Here is an 18479-nt window from a genome sequence, read left to right on the forward strand (position 1 = left end):
AATCGAACAAACTATCATTCGGTCCATGTCACCGTGATGGGAACCGAACCCCGATATCCGCAGAGGCCGGACCGTCGTCCACAGCCTTCACGCCCACGTGGTCTTCACGCCTATCTGCGGGGCGGGCACTTTTGGTCCCCGCCCTCCTTCGCCCTGCTTCGCCGCTTCATGCGGCGGCGCCCCGCCGTCGATCATCGAGGAGTACCTCGAGAACCAGAAACGGCCGGGCTGAGCAGCTCACGTAAACCAACTGTCACGGCACCGCTCGGGCCTGGAGGCCCTCCCGCGCTGTCGTTTCCTCCCGGGCGTAAACGCCCGGGGTTCCACGCCAGATCACGCTGAATTCGGTGCTGAACCCGCTGTCGCGCAGCGAGTTCGAGCGCTCGGTGATGACGCCGGTCGCGCTGGTGATGGGGGCGGTGTTCCCGGTGGTGACGTTGACCGCGTAGCAGCGGGTACGCCGGCGCGGTATTGCCGGGTCTGCTGCTCGGCTCTGGTTCTGGTCTGGATCCGTTGCGGGGGTTGGGGGATCAGCACTTCCCACGCGCAGTCTTCTGGGACGCCGGCCGCTTCGACGGCTCGGCGTTCGACGAGGCAGCTCATCGACGGGCTTCGCCGGCGGGTTCGTGGCGGGGCGCCAGAATCGGCCCGCCCCGCTGCTGGCTATCCTGTGGCACGTCGAGCCGGGCACGGCTCCCCACCACGAGCCCACCGGAAGGCGACGACCGTGACAGCCTCCCAGCGCCGGAGCACATGGCCGGCGACGACGGTGGTGGTGGTGGTGGTGCACGTGGTCCTGGCCCTCCTGACGGTGATCATCCTGGCGGGCGTCTGGCACCTCGGCGCGGACCTGTGGCAGATCTTCGCCACGGCGGGTGCTGCCGGCCTGCTCCATGTGGGAGCGGTGGTGGCCCATCGACGGCCGTGGGTGGGGTATGCGATCGGCGCGCTGGCGATGCTCGTCCTGGTGTTGACGCCCTTCCTGGGGTGGTCACCGAACATGCTGCCCTCGGCTGTGTGCTTCCCCCTCGCGTTGTGGCGGCTGACCAGCCGGGTCTCGGTCAGGTCCTCGGTGGTCGCGCTGGCCGTCGCCGCGCTCGGGATCGTCCTCACCGAGCTGGTGGCGTGGGCCCGGCTGCCCTCTGACACCCCTGGGTGGACCCGCCTGGTCGAGGGCGGGCTGCTGATGCTCGTGGTCGGCGGCGTGTGGCTTGCGGCCCTGCTGGTACGTCGCAGGCACGAGGCCGACCGACGGGCCGAGAGCGAACGACTGGCCGCGGCGGTCGCGGACGAACGGGCCGGCATCCGCCGCGACCTGCACGACGTGATCGCCCACACGGTCACCGTCATGGTCGCGCGGATCGAGGCCGCGGCGGTGACGACGGCGGATCCGGCGACCCGCCGCGAACTCGGCGACATCGCCGAGGCCGGCCGGGACGCCCACCAAGGTCTGCGAGCGATGCTGGCCACCCTGGGCCCGGCCACCGTGGCGCCGCGCGCCGATTCCCGGCCCGGAGAGGTCCCGATCTCGCTCGACGCCCTCCCCGACCTCGTGGCCTCGGCGGCGAGCCCGCTCCACGCGGTGACGTTCGCGGAGGTGGGTGAGCGACGGCCACTGAGCCTGAGTGCCGAGGTCGCGGCGGTCCGGGCCGTGCAGGAGGGCATCACCAACGCGCTGCGCCACCTCGAACCACCGGTCGAGGTGACCGTTCGCCTGCGCTGGACCCCGGCCGAGCTGGCCGTGGAGGTGCGCGACGACGGCGGCAAGGCGCTCCGCGACGTCGGCAGCCAGGGGACCGGCTTGATAGGGATCGAGGAACGTGTGCGTACCGCGGGCGGCACCCTGTCGATCGACGACGGGGACGACGGATGGGTGCTGCGGGCGCGGCTCCCCACGAAGGAGGGCGCATGACCGGGATCCGTGTCATGCTCGTCGACGATCAGGAGCTGCTGCGGGCCTCGCTCCGTACGGTGCTGTCGGCCGACGAACGCATCGAGGTCACCCACGACGTCGCGAACGGCGGCGACGCGGTCGAGGTCGTCCGGCGGCACCGCCTCGACGTGGTGCTGATGGACATCCGCATGCCGCGCATGGACGGGGTCGCCGCCACGGCGGAGATCGTCAGGATCGCACCGGCGACCCGGGTGCTCATGCTGACGACGTTCGATGACGACGAACTGGTCGTGGCCGCCATCCGGGCCGGCGCGAGCGGCTACCTGACCAAGGACGTCCGGCCCGCCGCCCTGGCCCAGGCCGTGTGTGACGTCGCCTCCGGGACGTCGGCGCTGGCCCCGGGGGTGGCCGCGACGATCCTCGATCTCGTACGGCAGGTGCCGGTGCGGAGGACGGCGGCCCTGGACGGCCTCACCCCACGCGAGGTCGAGATCTTCGGCCTGCTCGCCCGCGGCAGGTCCAACGGCGAGATCTGCGCGGAACTGGTGCTGAGCGAGAACACGGTGAAGTCGCACGTCCGGGCCATCCTGCAGAAACTGGACCTGCGCGACCGCGTGCACGCGGTGATCCACGCGTACGAGAACGGGCTTGTGGGTCGCAACGATCTGCCTGACTGAGATTCCATCCTGCCGGGTGGTGCCGTCTCACCCCTTGGTGTGATGTCGGCCGGTGACGCCCGGCCTAGGTTCGACGTCGTGCGATTCCCACGTCTGCGCCTTCCTCGGGTGATCTCCCTCCTCGTTCTCGGCGGTGTGCTCGTCGCCGTGCTGCTCGGCTGGACGGCACCGGCCCATGCCGCCGGCGGACGACTCGTCGACGACTACCGCTCGGTCTACGGCACGCCGGGGGTCGCGGCGGCCGTGATCGACGGGTCGTCGGTCGAGACGATCGTCCGCGGCCGGGACGGGGACGGCAACGCGGTGACGGCGCGGACCCGGTTCCGGATCGCGTCGATGAGCGAGTCGATGACGGCTGCGGCGATCATGCTGCTGGTCGACCGGGACCGCGTCTCCCTGGACGACCCGGTCGTCAAGCTCCTGCCCGACTTCCAGATGGCCGATCCGCGCTTCGCCCGGATCACCGTGCGCCAGGTCCTCAGCCACACCTCGGGGCTGTCGAACAGCACGGACAACGAGTATGTGTTCCCGCCGCCGCGCGGCGCGCCGGCCGAGGCTGGTTCCGCGGCTCGTGCCCCTTGCCCTGGTGACGGTGCTGGGTGTGGTGCTGCCGACGCTGATCTGGGGGGCGTTCAACTTCCAGTACTGGATCGTCACCGCCTGGCTGCTGCGCTGCTGGCGCTCTTCTGCCTCATCTGCTGCGTGCTCGGGGCGGTCGCACTCGGCCGTCGCCTCTGGTGCTTCCACCGCGCCGGTCAGGCGACCTTCGCACCGGTACGGCTGGCCACGACGGACAGCTGACCTGGGCGAGAACCTGGCCGAACATCTCGCGCCGCGGACCCGCGCCGGGGCCTCCAAGGGGACCAGGACAGGCGCGGGTCGTGGGCCACGGCTACTGCTCCACCACTCGTCTCATCAGTGCCCGCCGTGTCCGTGCCCGTGGCCGACGAAGGATCCGGACGGCTTGCCGGCCGGCACCAGGCCGAGCGCGACCACTGCCGCGGCTGCCGCGGTGACCGCGCACACGGTGAGTGCGGCGGTGAAGCCGCCGACGCCGGCCGCGCCGGGCGCGAGACTCGCGGCGGCCACCGTGGAGACGACGGCGACCCCGATCGATCCGCCGAGCTCGTGGAAGGTGTTGATGACGCCGGAGGCCACGCCGGCCTCGGCGGGCGGGACGTTGGCCATGGTCGTGGTGGTGGCGGTGACGAACGCCGGGCCGATGCCGAAGGCGGCGAGGACGAAGCCGGGCAGGAGGGTGGCGTAGGCGCTGCTCTCGGGGGAGATCCGGGTCATCAGGGCCGCACCGGCGGCGGTGAGCAGGAAGGCGGCCACGGCGACGGGCCGGCCGCCGATCTTCCCGATGAGATGGCCGCCCAGGTGCGCGCCGGCGGTGATGGCGATCGCGACCGGCAGGAATGTCAGGCCGGTCTTCAGCGCGCTGAACCCGAGCACCTGCTGGAGGTAGAACGAGCTGACGAAGAACAGCGCGAGCATCAGCCCGGTGGCGATCAGCATCACGAACGTGCCCGAGATCACCGGGCGGCGGGCGAGCGTCTCGGCCCGCATCAGGGGAGCCTTGACGCCGCGCTCGACCGCCACGAACACCGCGTAGAGGATCACGGACGCGATCAGGGGGAGGAAGGTTCCGGCCGCGCTCCAGCCGGCGTCGCCGGCGTTGACGAGGCCGTAGATCAGCAGAGCGGTGGCGGCGGTGACGACGAGCGCACCGGGCACGTCCACCCGCTGCCGGACCGGAGGCCGGCCGTCGGCGCGCACGACCGAGGGAAGCACGAGGAAGACCAGCAGCCCGATGGGCACGTTGACGAAGAACCCCCACTCCCAGCCCGGACCGGCGGTGAGGACGCCGCCGAGCAGGACGCCCACCGCGGCTCCCGTCCCGCCGATCGCCGCCCACACGCCCAGGGCGCGGTTGCGCAGCGGGCCGTGGAAGGCGGTCGTGATGATCGCCAGGGCTGACGGCGACAGCAGGGCGGCCCCGACTCCCTGTACGGCGCGGCCCGCGATGAGCACGGTGCCGTTCGGGGCCAGGCCGCAGGCCAGCGAGGCGAGGGTGAACAGGATGAGTCCCGCCAGCAGCGTGCGCCGTGCCCCGAGCGCGTCGGCGAGCCGCCCGCCGAGCACCATCAGGCCGCCGAAGCACAGCGTGTACGTCGTCACCACCCAGGTGAGCGCCTCGCGGTCGAGCGCGAGGTCGCCGCCGATGCTGGGCAGGGCGACCTGGACGACGGTGATGTCGACGATCAGCACGAACTGCGCCAGGCAGAGCAGGACGAGTGCTGTCCACCCCCGGGAGCCGGGGGATGGTCGAGCTTCGGCCGTCGCGGGGTGCGCGGGGTGGCCATGACTCATGGTGTGACCTCTTCATGATTCGCGAGCTCGATACCGAGCACTAATCCGAACACTACTGTTCGGATTAGTGTAGCCATACGGGGGTAGGGCATGTCGAGCGCAGGGATGCGGATCAAGGTCGTACAGGCGCGGGGAAGGCATCGCCTACCCTTCCGTCATGGCCACCACGCACAAGGACGCAGACGCCGGCGAACCGGCGCGCGGCCCCCTGTCCGGCCCCTCCTCCCGGGGCCGGCGCCGGGCCGACGCCGAACGGAGCATCGCGGCCATCGTCGACGCCGCGATGACGGCTTTCAGCGAGAACTCCGAGGTGAGCATGGTCGACATCGCTCGCGTGGCCGGTGTCGGCCGCGTCACCCTCTACAGCCATTTCTCCTCCCGGGAGGAGCTCATGGACGTGGTCATGGCACACGCCGTCAAAGAGGCCAACGCCGTACTCGGCGGAGAGGAGGCAAAGGAGACGCCCGCACGGGAGGCGTTGGGCGAGCTGATCCGCTCCTCCTGGCAGATCCTCGGCCGGTACGGCCGGCTGCAGGTGGCCGCCCTGCGGGTGCTGGGCCCCGAGCGCATGCGCGAACATCACAACGAGCCGCTGGTCCGGGTCCGGAACATCGTCACCCGGGGCCGGCGGGAAGGGGTGATCCGCGACGACCTGCCCGAGGACTGGCTCGTCTCCGTCTTCTACAGCCTGTTGCACACGGCCGCTCTGGAGGTCGACTCCGGCCGCCTGCGGCCGGAGACCGCCGCCGACGCGCTGGAGGCGACCCTCCTGTCCGCCATCGGCGCGTAGCGTGCCGATGGCGCGTCTTCACGTCGGCGGGGTCCGTCAGGCCAGCCAGCCGCTGGAGCCGTCGGGGACGCTCGCCAGCAGCGCCCGGGTGTAGGGGTGGGTGGGCGCGTCGAGCACCTGCTCCGCCGGGCCGGTCTCCACGCATCGGCCGGACTCCAGCACGTAGATCCGGTCGGCGATCTGCCGCACCACGGCGAGGTCGTGGGTGATGAACAGCATCGCCATCGACAGCCGTTCCCGCAGCTCGGCCAGGAGCCCGAGGATCTGCGCCTGCACCGAGACGTCGAGCGCCGACACCGGCTCGTCGCAGATCAGCAGGCGGGGCTCGCCCGCCACCGCGCGGGCTATCGCCACCCGCTGCCGCTCGCCCCCGGACAGGCCGGCCGGGCGCATCCCCGCCATGTCCCGGCCCAGGCCGACCGACTCCAGCAGCCGGGCGACGTCGTCCGGCGCGGCGGGCCGGCCGTCGGCCCACAGCGCCTCGCCCAGGGCCGCGCCGACGGTCCGGGCGGGGTTGAGCGTCGAGTAGGGGTCCTGGAAGATCATCTGCGCCGTGCGGCGGGCCTGGCGCACCGCGCCACGGCCCATCCGGCCGTAGTCGGAGCAGTCGGCGCCGCCGAGCAGGATCGTGCCCGCGTCCGGACGTTCCAGCCCGGCGACGCACCGGGCCAGTGTGGTCTTGCCCGAGCCCGACTCGCCGACCACGCCGACGACCTCGCCCGGGGCGACGGACAGGCTCACCCCGTCCAGCGCCGGCCGCCGCGCCCCGGCGAACGTCCTGCGCAGGTCCCGCACCCGCAGCACCGGGTCGGCGGTGACGGGGAGCGCGGGCGCGACACCCGGTTCGGGCGCGGGAGGCGCGGGAAGCTCCGTGGCCCGCAGGCACGCCGACAGCCGCGCGTCCCGTACGGCGGGCGCGCTGGACTCACCCCGCACGGCAGACACATCAGCGGGCGCGCCGGGCTCATCCCGTACGGCAGGCACACCGGCGGGCGCGCCGGGCTCATCCCGTACGGCGCGCAGCTCCGGAACGCCGTCGCGGCACTCGGCCACCGCGAGGGCGCACCGGTCGGCGAAGGCACACCGGTCGGCCACGGCGTCGTGGGCGGGCACGGAGCCGGCGACGGCGGGGATGACGGCGAGCCGCCGGTCCGCGGGCGGCTCGGCCGCCAGCAGGGCCCGGGTGTAGGGGTGAAGCTGCTCCCGCCGTACGGCCGCCGCTCCGCCCGCCTCCATGAGCCGTCCCGCGTACATCACCATGACCCGGTCGCAGGTGGAGAACGCCAGGCGCAGGTCGTGGGTGATGAGCACGAACGCCATGTGCCGCTCGCGCTGGACACGCCGGACGAGGGCGAGCACCTCGCGCTGGGTGGTGGCGTCGAGCGCGGTCGTCGGCTCGTCCGCCACCAGCACACTCGGCCCGCCGGCCAGCGCGGCGGCCAGCCCGACACGCTGCCGCATGCCGCCGGAGAGCTGGAAGGGGTAGCGCCCGGCCACGTCGGCGGGCAGCCCGACCTCCGCCAGCAGCCGGGGCACCTCGGCCTTCGCGTCGGCCCCCCGGGGCAACCCGTCGGCGATCTGCCGCCCGACTCCGCGCAACGGGTTGAGCAGGGTGAACGGGTCCTGCATGAGGAGGGAGACCACGCCGCCGCGCTGCCGCGCCCGGGCGCGGGGGTCGTCGTCCACCCGCTCACCCGCGATGCGCACCGTTCCGGCGGCCTCCAGCCCGCGAGGCAGCAGGCCCAGCATGGCCCGGACCGTGAGCGACTTGCCCGAACCGGACTCCCCCACGATCGCGACGGACTCCCCCGGCGCGACCTCGAAGGTCACCCCCGACAGCAGGGTCCGCCCGGTCGCGGGCTGGCGCACGGTGAGCCCCTCGACGGCGATTCCCATGTCAGCGTGTCCTTCCGCGCCGGTCGACGCGTTCGTACAGCCAGTCGCCCACGATGTTGAGCGCGGCGGCGGTGGCGATGATGGCGAGGCCGGGAGCGATCACGGCCCAGGGGTTGGCGAGGAGCTGGGTGCGGTTGTCCGACAGCGTGCGCCCCCAGTCGGGCGAGCCGGCGGGGACGCCGAGGCCGAGGAAGGACAGCGAGGCCAGCGACACCAGCGCGTAGGCGAAGTTGAGGAAGGCGTTGGCCAGCGCGACGGGGGCGATGTTCGGCCACACGTGCCTCGTCATGATCCGCCAGGCGGAGAGGTTCTTCAGCCGCGCCGCCTCCACGTAGGGCCGGTGCCGCTGCTCCAGCACGGCCCCGCGCACCACCCGCGTGTCGGTGGGCGCGAACAGCACCACCAGCACGGCGATCGCCAGGCCGTACCCGCCGCCCAGGACCCCGGCGACGACGATCGCCACGAGGAGGGCGGGCAGGGAGAACATCAGGTCCGCCCAGCGCATGGCCAGCGCGTCGGCCCAGCCGCCGAGGTATCCGGCGGGCAGGCCCACGAGGTTGCCGATGAGCATCGACCCCGCGGCGACGCACAACGCCCCCGGCACCGCCGTACGGGCTCCGGCGACCAGCAGCTCCAGCACGTCGCGGCCGAGATCGTCGGTGCCCAGCGGGTGGCCGGGCCCCGGGCCGGAGATGCCCAGCATCAGGTCCTGGCCGGTCGCGTCCGGCACCAGCCAGGGGGCGAACGCGGCGGCGACCGCGACCGCGAGGAGGATGGCGAGCGCGGTGACCACGCTCACCGGCGGACGCGTCACGACTCTCGATGGACGTGTCACGACGGCCTCCCGCCGAGCCGGACCCGCGGGTCCGCGGCCGAGTAGCCGACGTCGACCAGGAGGTTGACGGCGGCGATGAGCAGGGTGAGCAGCAGTGCCAGCGCCTGGACGACCGGCACGTCCTTGAAGGTGACCGAGTCGACGAGCAGGGAGCCGAGGCCCGGCAGCGCGAAGGTCACCTCGACCAGCACGGTCCCGGCCAGCATGCCGGTCACGATGAGCCCCGCGGCGGTGAGGATCGGCACCAGCGAGTTGCGCAGCGCGTAGCCGAGGACGGCGGGGGCGCCGAGGCCGCGGGCCCGCGCGAAGACCACGTAGTCCTGGTCCAGCTCGCGGATGAGCGCGGCCCGGCTGAACCGGACGAGCATGCCCACCGCGCCGACGGCCAGCGCGACGGCGGGCAGCGTGAGGTGCAGGACCTGGTCGGCGAAGCCCTCGCCGACGCCGTAGACGGGGAACCAGCCCAGCCCGGCGGCGAACACCACCAGCAGCAGCAACCCGACGGCGAACGGCGGGGCGCTCAGCCCCACCACCCCGGCGGTGACGACGAGCCGGTCGGCGGCCCGGCCCCGTCGCAGGGCCCCGGCCACGCCCAGCGGGATGCCCACGAGCACGGCCAGCACCGTGCCGTACCCGGTGAGCGCCAGGGTGAGCGGGAGCCGCTGCCCGAGCATGTCGGCGACCGGCATCCCGGTCCTGATGGAGGTGCCGAGATCGCCCCGCAGGACGCCGCCGAGCCAGCTCAGGTACTGCACGGGCAGCGGGTCGTTCAGGTGGTAGCGGGCCTGGATGGCGGCGATGGTCTCCGGGGTGGCGGGACGGGTGCCCAGGAGGGTCTGCTGGACCGACCCGGGGGCGAGGTAGAGCAGGCAGAACACGCCGATCGACAGCAGCGCGACGACCACGGCGGTGCCCGCGAGCCTGCGCAGCAGGAACACGCCCCAGCTCCGCCCCGTCAACACAGCACCCCGTTCCCCGCCAGCCAGCCGAGCACACGCTCCGCCGCGTCCCGGCGGTGTCCCGGCTCGGTCAGCTCGTGGCCCTCCCGAGGGTAGACGACCAGCTGGGTCCGGACTCCAGCCGCCGACCAGGCACGATAGAGCTCCTCGGCCTGGCCGACCGGGGTCGTGCGGTCCTCGGCGCCGTGCAGGATCAGCGTCGGGGTGGTGACCTTCGCGGCGTGGCAGACCGGCGAGCGGGCCGCCAGGAAGTCCCTGCCCTCGGACGTGGCGATGTCGGCCCCGGCGTGGTACAGCGGGTCGTAGCCGTGGGCGAGGTTGCCGGCGTTGGCGAAGCTGATCCAGTCGGCGACCCCGGACATCACCACCGCCGCCCGGAACCGGCCGGTGCGGGTCACCGCCCACGCGCTGAGATAGCCGCCGTAGCTCAGTCCCAGAACGGCCATCCGCCCGGGATCGGCCACACCTGCCGCGACGAGGTGGTCCACCCCCGCGAGGACGTCGTCCAGGTCCTCCTCGCCGACGTGCCCGATGACGCGGCGCGCGTAGTCCTGGCCGCGCCCGCTGCTGCCCCGGGGATTGGGCAGCAGTACGGCGGCGCCCGCGTGCGCGAGCGGCAGCGCGAGCTGCCCGGACTCGGCCGGGGCGAAGGCGCTGGACCACAGCCAGGTCGGCCCGCCGTGCGCGATGACGACGAGCGGCGCCGGCCCCTGCCGCACCTCCGGGCCGTCCGGATCGGCCTGGCCGTACGGGTCCGCCGGGCCCGGCGGCGCGGGTTCGCGCCGGGTCAGCAGGAGCCCGTGGACGGCGAGCCCGTCGGGGCCGGTCCAGGTCACCTCCTCCTGGTGCACGGCGAGCCACGCCAGGTCGTCGTTGAGACCGGTGACCTGACGCCACTCGCCCCCGGCGACGTCCGCGACCGCGATCTCCGGGGGCCGTCCGGCCGTCTCCCAGACCGCGGCGGCGAGCGTGCCGGCGCGGTCCACCGAGAGCGACGGCTGCCCGTCCCGCCCGCCCAGGGTGCCCCAGGCCGTCCAGCGGGTCAGCGTGCGGCCGTCGGCGGTCAGCGTGCCGCCGTGCGTCCCGGTGCCCGACCAGCCGGTGAACCACAGGGTGTTCCCGTCCAGCCAGCCGAGGTCGGTGACGTCGTCCACGGCGGCCAGCGTCGTCGTCTCCCCGGTGACCAGATCGACGTGGATGATCCGGCCGGAGACGATGGACAGCCCCTCGACCACCACGGCGGCGCGCCCGCCGGGTGCCAGCCGGGGGCGGCTGAGCTGCCAGGTGGTGCGCAGGAGGGTCCGGGTCGCGCCGGTCTCGCGGTCGATCAGGTCGAGCCTGGGCCGGTAGTACCCTCCAGGGGTCTCGTCGGCCGAGGTCACGGCGAGCGCGACGCCATCCCGCCAGTCGGCCTCCCAGACGGTCAGCCCCTCGACCGGGATCGGCCGCAGGCGCGCGTCGCCGACCGCGGCCCAGGCCAGCCGGCGCAACCGTCCGCCCGGGGTGCGGACGAAGGGGTCGGATCCGTCGTGGACCCGGAGTCCGAGGTGGCTGCCGTCGCGCTCGCTGCCGGGGTCGGCGGTCCGTACGAGCACGGTCCCGTCGTCGCCCGCGACCAGGTCCTCGATCTCGCCGTCCGCCCGGACCCGCCAGACGGGGGTGAGGTCGTCGCCGGCGCGGACCTCGACGTGGTCGAGATCGGGCCCCTCACCGGAGGCGAGCAGCAGCCTCCCGTCCGGCAGCCAGCGCGTCAGCGCGTGCCACCGCTCCGGCGCCTCGGGCACCGGGACGGGCGCGCCCGCCCGCCCGAGGTCGAGCACGTGCGCGACCGGTCCCGCGTCCGCGAGCGGCAGGACGCAGGCGACGCGACCGCCCGGCGGGTCCAGCGCCACGCTCTCGGGCACCCGCAGCCCGGTCAGCGCGGCGTGCGCCTCCAGCAGCGCGGCGTGCGCCTCCGGCGGGGCCGCCGGCGCCTCCGGCCCCGTCATGAGCGGGTGGAGAGCTTGGCGGCCCAGGGACCGACGAAGAAGTAGGGCCCGAAGTCCGCGGCACCGACGCCGGGACCGAACGCGGTCGCCGCCTCGCCCCACCACAGCGGCTGGTAGGGGACGTCGGCGGCGGCCTTGACCAGCGCCTCCCCGAGGAGCTTGCCCCGGGCCGCCTCGTCGGTGCCCTTCTTGGCCTGGTCGAGCAGCCCGGTCACCTCGTCGTCGGCGTACTCGGCGATGTTGGAACCGTTCTCGCCGACGAAGGCGCCGTTGAGGAGCTGCTGGATGTACTCCGACGGGTCGCCCGTCGTCGCGAAGTACCAGCCGAGGTAGACGCCGGAGGCGTGCTTGCCGAGCTCGGCGATCCACTGCTCCAGCGGGACCTCCTTGACCTCCAGGGTGATCCCGATGGTCTTGAGGTTCTGCGCGAGGGTGAGCGCGGCCCTGCCGAGCTGCGGTCCGCTGCCGGGGTAGGTCAGCACGTCGCTGAAGCCGCCGGGAACCGACGACTGGGCCAGCTCGGCACGGGCCTTGGCGAGGTCGAAGCCGTACTGCGGGATGCTCTCGTACAGGCTCTTGACCTCGGCTTCGCCGAGCACGCCGCCCCACTGGGCGGGGTCGGTGACGGTGGTGGCGACCTGACCGTGGCCGCGCAGGACGCTGCGCACGATGCCGTCCCGGTCGACCGCGTGGGCGACCGCCCTGCGGACGTGGATGTCGTCCCACGGCTTCTTGGCGGTGTTGAAGGCGAGTGTGACCAGGGAACGGTCACTGGCCGTCTTCAGCTCGACGCCGGAGACCGCCTTCCACTGGTCGATCTGCTCGGCGGGCACGTTCAGCGCGACGTCGACCGAGCCGCCCCGCATGGCGAGCAGCCGGGTGGACTCCTCGGGGATGAAGTCGAGCCTGATCTGGCGGTACGGCGCCTTGCCACCCCACCAGGCGTCGTTGCGCTCCAGCGTCACGTGCGAGTCGGGCGCGAACTCGGTCACCCGGTACGGCCCGGTCCCGAGGATCTTCCCGGTGGGGGTGCCGATGTCCTGGCCGGTGGCCTCGATGAACGTGCGGCTCGTCACGAGAAGGGTCCCCGGCGACGGGGTCCAGGCGAAGGACGCGTCGGGCTGCTTCAGCGTGATGGTCACCTCGGCGGGGCCGCCGGCCTCGATCTTGTCGACGTTGGCGTAGGCGTAGGCGAAGGCCGAGGTGGAGCCCTTCTTGGCGTGCAGGTCGAGGCTGGCCACGATGTCGTCGGCGGTCAGCGGCGTCCCGTCGGCGAAGGTCACGCCGCTGCGGATCTTGTAGACGTAGGTCTTCGGGTCCTTACGGCTCCACGACTCGGCCAGGGCCGGCTGGAGGCTGCCGTCCTGGCCGACTCCGACGAGCGCCTCCTGGCAGAGGAGGGCGACGACGTAGTTCATGATTCCCGCCTCCTTGCTCGCGTCCAGCGAGCTGATGGAGGAGGGCAGCGCGACCTTCAGGACGTCGAGGGACTTCGCCGCGCCGCCGGCGTCCCCGGACGTGGCCGCCGGGCCGTCCGAGCCGCAGGCCGTGACGAGAGCCGGGACAGCGGCCAGGCCTCCCACGATGGCGATGGATCTCAGAAGAGAGCGTCGGGTGAGGGCGACATCGGGGAGATCGGCCACGGGGGACCCACTTTCATGCGACCAGCCAGCTCACCTAGCTGCTGCGTCTACCATTACTATCCACTTGGCACAGGAGAGTATTCGCTAGGTAGCATTCCGGTCAAACCCACCTGTTGAATGGGGAATTCATGGCCTCCCTCACCGTCTACAGCGCCCCCTGGTGCGGCCACTGCCACCGGCTGAAGGAGGGGCTCACCCGCGCGGACATCCCCTTCACCGAGGTGGACGTCGACCGGACGCCGGGCGCGATCGAGCTCATCACCGAACTCAACAACGGCTCCTGGCTGATCCCGACCGTGGTCCTGCCCGACGGATCGGCCCTGGTCAATCCCAGCGTCCGGGAGATCGAAGCCCGCCTGGCCTGAACGGCCGCCGCCCGTCGGCGGAACAGCCCACGAGCGGCCGGACCGCACCGGCCGGCACCCGCTCGGCCGATCGGCGTTCCGTCCGGGGATCAGCGTCCCGGCTCGCCCTTCGGGGCGCGCACCGACGTCAGCGCGAGCACCGCGGCGGCCAGCGGGAAGCACGCCACCACGACGAGCACGCGGGACAGCCCCATCGACGGGGCCAGCGCCCCGGCCACGGCGGAGCCGACGCCCCCGCCGACGAAGAAGGCGAGGTTGAGCAGCCCCATGCCCGCGCCGCGCAGGGGCGGCGGAAGCCGGACCGACATCTCCCCAGTGAGCACCACCTGGGTGAGGGCGAAGGTGGCCAGAGCGAGCGAGGTGCCCGTGACCAGGGGAAACGCCCCGCCGCCGGTGATCCCGGACATGGCCAGGATGCCGCCCGTCACGGTGGCGGCGCCGGCCAGGAGCCGCCGGCCGGTGCCGGCACCGAGACCGCCCGCCAGGCGGGACAGCACGGCGCCCACCGCGGCGCCGGGCAGCAGCGCGGCGCCGACCGCGAGCACGCTCCAGCCGTGGGTCCCGGCCAGGATCTGGGGCACCGCGTACATCGCGGCGAACAGCCCGCCGTAGACGCCGACGCCGATGGCCGCCGCGACCCAGAATCCCGCGTCGCCCACCACGGAGCGTGGCACGAAGCCGTCCGCTCTGCGCCGGACCCGCCAGACCAGGCCCGCCGAGGACAGCACCAGCACGGCCGCGATCACCGCGGCGACCGCACCCGGCAGGCCCAGCACCGGCGCCTGGATCAGGAGCAGCAGCGAGGCGGCCGCGGTGGCGAGCAGGGCCGCGCCGGCCACGTCGACCGGCCTGCTCGATCCCGGCCTGGTGGCCAGGCGCAGGCAGAGCGGCACAGCCAGCAGTGACAGCGCGGGCAGCACGAGGGTGACCCGCCACGACAGCCAGGTCGTCGTCACACCGCCGATCAGCGTGGCACCGGCCGCGAACAGCGCCATGACACCGCCGTAGGCGGCCAGCACCCTGGCCCGTGCGGCCGGATCGACGGCGGCGAGCAGGGCCAGGCCACCGGCGGTCATCGCCCCCGACCCGGCGGCGAGCACCAGGCGGCCGGCGATCAGCACCCCCAGGTTCGGAGCCGCCAGGCAGACCACGGCGCCGGCCGCCAGGACCAGCGAGCCGGCGGTGAGCGCGGCCCGCACGCCCCAGGAGTCGGCCAGCCGCCCGAAGACCGCGGTGCCGATGCCGAGCGCGAGGGCGTGCGCGGTGAGGACCCAGGCCACCGCGGCGGGTCCGGCGTGCAGCGCGGCCGCGACCTTGGGCAGCGCGACACCCGCCGCGGTGACGCCGAACACCGCGGGCCCGAACAGGGCGCCGAGCCGTACCGCGGTCGAGAACGGCCCGATCGGGGCCGGATCGGCGGCCACGACGGGCGGCTGCCCGGTGGCGGAGGGGGAAGCCATGGACGGCGCTTCTCTCATCGGGTGGCGGAGGTCCGCGCGGCCTGCCAGGCCGCGCTGCTCACGAAGTGGACGTCGTAGCGTTCCTGTACGGCCAGCAGGCTGTCGGCGGCCTCCTGACCATGGGCGACGCGCCCGAGGTGCCGGAAGTAGCCGAAGCGCTCGACGCCGGGCGTCATGACCACCAGCACCTCGGCGGTCGAACCGGGGGCGGCGCCGAACGCGTGCGGCGTCCTCGGCGGCACCACCAGGAGGTCGCCCCTGGCCACCGTGGTCACCCGGTCGCCGAGCAGGAACTCCATGACCCCGTCGAGCACGTAGAACGCCTCCGAGGACAGTGTGTGATGGTGCGGACCGGCTCCCTGGGCGCCGCTGCCCAGCGTGAGACGGTTGACGCCGAGCGCGCCCCAGGTGCCACTGGCGTCGGCCAGAAGCCCGAACGCGCTCCCCGCCGACAGCTCCACCACCTCGGCGCTCTCCGCGCGGACGACCACGGCACCGCTCATATCTGGATCACTGATGGACATGCCCACTCCTTCCAGGTGTTCGCGTCCCATTCGAGCGTGGGAACATCCCGCGAACCAGAAGCAGTTGTCACCTGCAGAAATCACCGATCGTGATGAATGGGGGGGCTGTGGAGCTCCGGCAGCTGGAGTACTTCCTCGCCGTCGCGGAGGAGGGAGGATTCGGCCGGGCCGCCGAGCGCCTGAACATCGTGCAGTCGGCGGTGAGCCAGCAGATCCGCAGGCTGGAGCGGGAGTTCGGGCTGCCGCTCTTCGACCGCTCGACCCGGCACGTCCGCCTGTCCGCCGCGGGAGAGCGCCTGCTGCCCGAGGCCAGGGCCGTGCTCGCCGCGGCGCACCGCGCCCGGCAGGTCGCGGCCGAGATCACGGCGGGCACGGACGGCATCCTGCGGCTGGGCACGGTCCACGGCCCGGGAGACCGGCTCTACCGCACCCTGGCCGAGCTCGCCGCCATCGCGCCCCGCCTGCAGGTCCGGCTCAAGGACGCCCCGCTGGCCGACCGGCTGGCGGCCGTGCGCTCGGGCGAACTGGACGCCGCGCTCGTACGCGCCCTGACCTCGGCCCCCGGGCTGCGGCTGGTCCCCGTCTGGACCGACCCGCTGTACGTGGCTCTCCCCTCGGCCCACCCGCTGGCGGCCGAGCCGTCGCTGCGCCTGGAGCAGCTCGCGCACCTGCCCCTCCGGCTGGCCCCGCGAGAGAAGAACCCGCCCTTCCATGATCTGATCACCGGCGCCTGCCGCGAGGCCGGGATCGAACCGCCACCGGGACCGCCGTTCACCAGCCTGCAGGAGACCCTCGCCGAGATCGGGACAGGTGCCCCCTCCTGGACGGTCTTCTACGAGGTCTCGGGGCTGCCGCCCGCGTTCCGCGTGACCTTCCGGCCGCTCGCCGAGCCGGTCGTCATCACCTCGATCGCCGTCCGCGACAGACCGCTCACCGCCGCCCTGCGGCACCTGCTCACCTCGTTCGGGGTGAACCCGCAGGACGGCGACCGGCCGGCGTCGTGAGCATGCCGGACGGCCGCGGACCGATGACATGGCCAGGCCGGACAGCCCCGGACCTGTGACATGGCCAGGCCGGACGGCTGCGGAGCTGTTCCGGGGCGGATCGCCGTACCCGGTCAGGCCAGCAGGGGCTCGACCAGCAGGATGACACCGAAGATCGCGAACGCGGCGGCGGCGCCGTACCGGATGATCTTCTCAGGCAGGTGCTTGCCGAGCATCCGGCCGACCGCGATGGCCAGCGCGTCGGCGGCGACCATGCCGACCGTCGAACCGAGCCAGGTGCCGAACCAGCCGTGCTGGGTGGCCAGCGTGATGGTGGCGAGCATGGTCTTGTCGCCGAGCTCGGCGAGGAAGAAGGCGACGGTCACGGCGATGATCGCCGACCGGGTGGTGCGCTGCGCCTTCTGCGACTCCTCCTCGGTCAGCTCGTCACCGCGCAGCGTCCACACGGCGAAGCCGAGGAACGCGATGCCCGCGACAATGGTGATCGCCGTGGTGGGGATCAGGTCGCCGGCCAGCCGGCCCAGGCCGACGCTGACCAGGTGGACGACAGCGGTGGCCAGGGTGATGCCGGCCAGGACCGGCCACGGCTTGAACCGGGTCGCGAAGGTCATCGCCATGAGCTGGCTCTTGTCGCCGAGCTCGGCGACGAAGATCACAGCGAGGCTGATCCAGAACGCTTCCAACGAGATTGCCCTTCCGCGTGCGCGACCGGGCCGGAAGGGGGCACCCGGGAGTCGGGCACGCTTCGGCCCGGCAGCATCTGTGTATGCCTGCCAGGCCGAAGGTCTCGTCCGCCTGTGTCCGTTCGGACTCCGGGCCCGCGCGACCGGGCGCCCTGAGGCGCCAGCATGTCGATCACGCGATTGGGACTACTCCCCTTCGGGTGTTTCCACCCGACCTTAACAGCCACAAGCACCTGCTGATTCCCCGGAACGGCACCTTTCTCGACTCCTCGGCGCTTCATCTCCGGCGGTGACACCTGGAGTGCGCCCGGGAGTGCGATCCGACCAGAACCGGGACGGCGACGCCCCATCTTGGCCGTCGGCGACTCACGACGCCGGCGCGTTCCGGCCGCCGATGTACCGGGGCGGTCACGCCGGATTGCGGGTCCGAATTCCGCTGAATCTGCTGGTCCGAATCCCGCCAGGCCCGGGCCGCACGCTGGTCATACGTTTGCCCCCAGAAGATCCCCCGCCGATCGGGCGGGGCCGAGGACAACCACCCGAAGGACATTCATGGACCTGCAGCTTTCCGGCCGTGTCGCGGTCGTCACCGGCGCCTCCAAGGGCATCGGCCTGGCCGTCACCCGCACCCTGCTCGACGAGGGGGTCCGCGTCGTGGCCGCCTCGCGTAAGAGCACCCCGGAGCTGGCGGCGCTCGGCGGCGCCAACCTGCTCCACGTACCGGTCGACCTGATGGACCCCGAAGCGCCCGGCCAGGTCGTGGCGCGGGCCGTGGCGGAGTTCGGCGGGCTCGACATCCTGGTCAACAACGCCGGCGGCCCTCCGCCCGGCGTGTCGCTGCCCCGGTTCGGGTTCCTGACCCCGGACGACGCGGACTGGCGGGCGATGTTCGAGTTCAACCTGTTCTCGGTGGTTCGGGCGGTCCGTGCCGCCATCCCGGCGATGCTGGCGCGGGGCGGCGGTTCGATCGTCAACGTCTCCTCGGGCGGCGCCAAGCTTCCCGCCCCGATGAACGTCGACTACAACGCCGCCAAGGCGGGCCTGAACAACCTGACCAAGGCGCTGTCGGAGGAGTTCGCGCCGCAGGGCATCCGGGTGAACACCCTCTCCCTCGGGCCCGTGCGGACGGCGTGGTGGACCGAGGAGGGAGGCGCGGCCGACATCATCGCCGCCCAGGCGGGCACCGACCGTGACAGCGTGATGAACAGCGTCGCACCGGAGATGATGAAGCTGTCGACCGGGCGCCTCGTCGAGCCGCAGGAGGTCGCCGACGTGATCGCGCTGCTCGCCTCGCCCCGATCGGCGAGCACGACCGGCGCGGACTTCGCCGTCGACGCCGGGTTCCTCAAGGAGATCTGACCGCCGGGCCGCCCGCCGTACGGTCAGCC

The 18479-nt window shown here is 73.1% G+C and carries 16 protein-coding genes; 7 read left to right on the forward strand and 9 right to left on the reverse strand.

The window, feature by feature from the left end:
* Window positions 1-727: 727 nt before the first annotated feature.
* The 3 genes from BM085_RS40670 (at window position 728) to BM085_RS40680 (ending at window position 3372) form a co-directional block, all read left to right on the forward strand.
* Window positions 728-1912, forward strand: coding sequence for a sensor histidine kinase (locus BM085_RS40670; RefSeq protein ID WP_093892081.1), 1185 nt, complete (start codon window positions 728-730; stop codon window positions 1910-1912).
* A complete protein-coding gene (locus BM085_RS40675; RefSeq protein ID WP_093892082.1) occupies window positions 1909-2571 on the forward strand; it encodes a response regulator in 663 nt (220 codons plus the stop codon). The genes BM085_RS40670 and BM085_RS40675 overlap by 4 nt, the downstream gene beginning before the upstream one ends.
* A gap of 78 nt (window positions 2572-2649) precedes the next feature.
* Window positions 2650-3372, forward strand: coding sequence for a serine hydrolase domain-containing protein (locus BM085_RS40680; RefSeq protein WP_245789988.1), 723 nt, complete (start codon window positions 2650-2652; stop codon window positions 3370-3372).
* A 114-nt stretch (window positions 3373-3486) separates the two neighbouring features.
* Here the strand turns inward: BM085_RS40680 and BM085_RS40685 are convergent, their stop codons facing one another.
* Window positions 3487-4944: an MFS transporter gene (locus tag BM085_RS40685; protein WP_093892084.1), complete on the reverse strand. Its 1458-nt coding sequence runs from the start codon at window positions 4942-4944 to the stop codon at window positions 3487-3489.
* Between the two features lie 157 nt (window positions 4945-5101).
* On the opposite strand from BM085_RS40685, the gene BM085_RS40690 reads away from it, so the two are divergent.
* The gene (locus BM085_RS40690) at window positions 5102-5734 is read left to right on the forward strand and encodes a TetR/AcrR family transcriptional regulator (protein WP_093892085.1); all 633 of its coding nucleotides are present in this window, start codon (window positions 5102-5104) and stop codon (window positions 5732-5734) included.
* A gap of 36 nt (window positions 5735-5770) precedes the next feature.
* Here BM085_RS40690 and BM085_RS40695 read toward each other — a convergent pair whose 3' ends face one another.
* Genes BM085_RS40695 through BM085_RS40715 form a run of 5 tightly spaced genes read right to left on the reverse strand, consistent with a single transcriptional unit; the run spans window position 5771 to window position 13055 of the window.
* The gene (locus tag BM085_RS40695; RefSeq protein ID WP_093892086.1) at window positions 5771-7630 is read right to left on the reverse strand and encodes an ABC transporter ATP-binding protein; all 1860 of its coding nucleotides are present in this window, start codon (window positions 7628-7630) and stop codon (window positions 5771-5773) included.
* Window position 7631: 1 nt separating this feature from the next.
* Complete coding sequence (locus BM085_RS40700) at window positions 7632-8465, reverse strand: ABC transporter permease (RefSeq protein WP_093892087.1); 834 nt, start codon at window positions 8463-8465, stop codon at window positions 7632-7634.
* The gene (locus BM085_RS40705) at window positions 8462-9424 is read right to left on the reverse strand and encodes an ABC transporter permease (RefSeq protein ID WP_093892088.1); all 963 of its coding nucleotides are present in this window, start codon (window positions 9422-9424) and stop codon (window positions 8462-8464) included. Before BM085_RS40705 ends, BM085_RS40700 begins: the two co-directional genes overlap by 4 nt.
* Window positions 9421-11412, reverse strand: coding sequence for an alpha/beta hydrolase family protein (locus BM085_RS40710; RefSeq protein WP_093892089.1), 1992 nt, complete (start codon window positions 11410-11412; stop codon window positions 9421-9423). The genes BM085_RS40705 and BM085_RS40710 overlap by 4 nt, the downstream gene beginning before the upstream one ends.
* On the reverse strand, window positions 11409-13055 hold the full coding sequence (locus BM085_RS40715) for an ABC transporter substrate-binding protein (RefSeq protein WP_093892090.1): 1647 nt from the start codon (window positions 13053-13055) through the stop codon (window positions 11409-11411). The genes BM085_RS40710 and BM085_RS40715 overlap by 4 nt, the downstream gene beginning before the upstream one ends.
* Window positions 13056-13183: 128 nt before the next feature.
* Here BM085_RS40715 and BM085_RS40720 point away from each other — a divergent pair, with 128 nt between their 5' ends.
* Window positions 13184-13420 carry a glutaredoxin domain-containing protein gene (locus BM085_RS40720; protein ID WP_012887514.1) on the forward strand — a complete coding sequence of 79 codons (237 nt, stop codon included), beginning with the start codon at window positions 13184-13186 and terminating at the stop codon, window positions 13418-13420.
* An 89-nt stretch (window positions 13421-13509) separates the two neighbouring features.
* Here the strand turns inward: BM085_RS40720 and BM085_RS40725 are convergent, their stop codons facing one another.
* Window positions 13510-14880: an MFS transporter gene (locus BM085_RS40725; RefSeq protein ID WP_245789989.1), complete on the reverse strand. Its 1371-nt coding sequence runs from the start codon at window positions 14878-14880 to the stop codon at window positions 13510-13512.
* A gap of 14 nt (window positions 14881-14894) precedes the next feature.
* Window positions 14895-15404 carry a cupin domain-containing protein gene (locus BM085_RS40730; protein WP_093892091.1) on the reverse strand — a complete coding sequence of 170 codons (510 nt, stop codon included), beginning with the start codon at window positions 15402-15404 and terminating at the stop codon, window positions 14895-14897.
* A 107-nt stretch (window positions 15405-15511) separates the two neighbouring features.
* Here BM085_RS40730 and BM085_RS40735 point away from each other — a divergent pair, with 107 nt between their 5' ends.
* On the forward strand, window positions 15512-16408 hold the full coding sequence (locus tag BM085_RS40735; protein ID WP_093892092.1) for a LysR family transcriptional regulator: 897 nt from the start codon (window positions 15512-15514) through the stop codon (window positions 16406-16408).
* 113 nt (window positions 16409-16521) lie between these two features.
* Here BM085_RS40735 and BM085_RS40740 read toward each other — a convergent pair whose 3' ends face one another.
* A complete protein-coding gene (locus BM085_RS40740) occupies window positions 16522-17091 on the reverse strand; it encodes a TMEM165/GDT1 family protein (protein WP_093892093.1) in 570 nt (189 codons plus the stop codon).
* Between the two features lie 552 nt (window positions 17092-17643).
* Between BM085_RS40740 and BM085_RS40745 the strand changes: the two genes are divergently transcribed.
* The gene (locus tag BM085_RS40745) at window positions 17644-18450 is read left to right on the forward strand and encodes an SDR family NAD(P)-dependent oxidoreductase (protein WP_093892094.1); all 807 of its coding nucleotides are present in this window, start codon (window positions 17644-17646) and stop codon (window positions 18448-18450) included.
* Window positions 18451-18479 lie beyond the last annotated feature (29 nt).

The organism is Streptosporangium canum, assembly GCF_900113865.1.
In the GTDB taxonomy this organism is placed as follows: domain Bacteria; phylum Actinomycetota; class Actinomycetes; order Streptosporangiales; family Streptosporangiaceae; genus Streptosporangium; species Streptosporangium canum.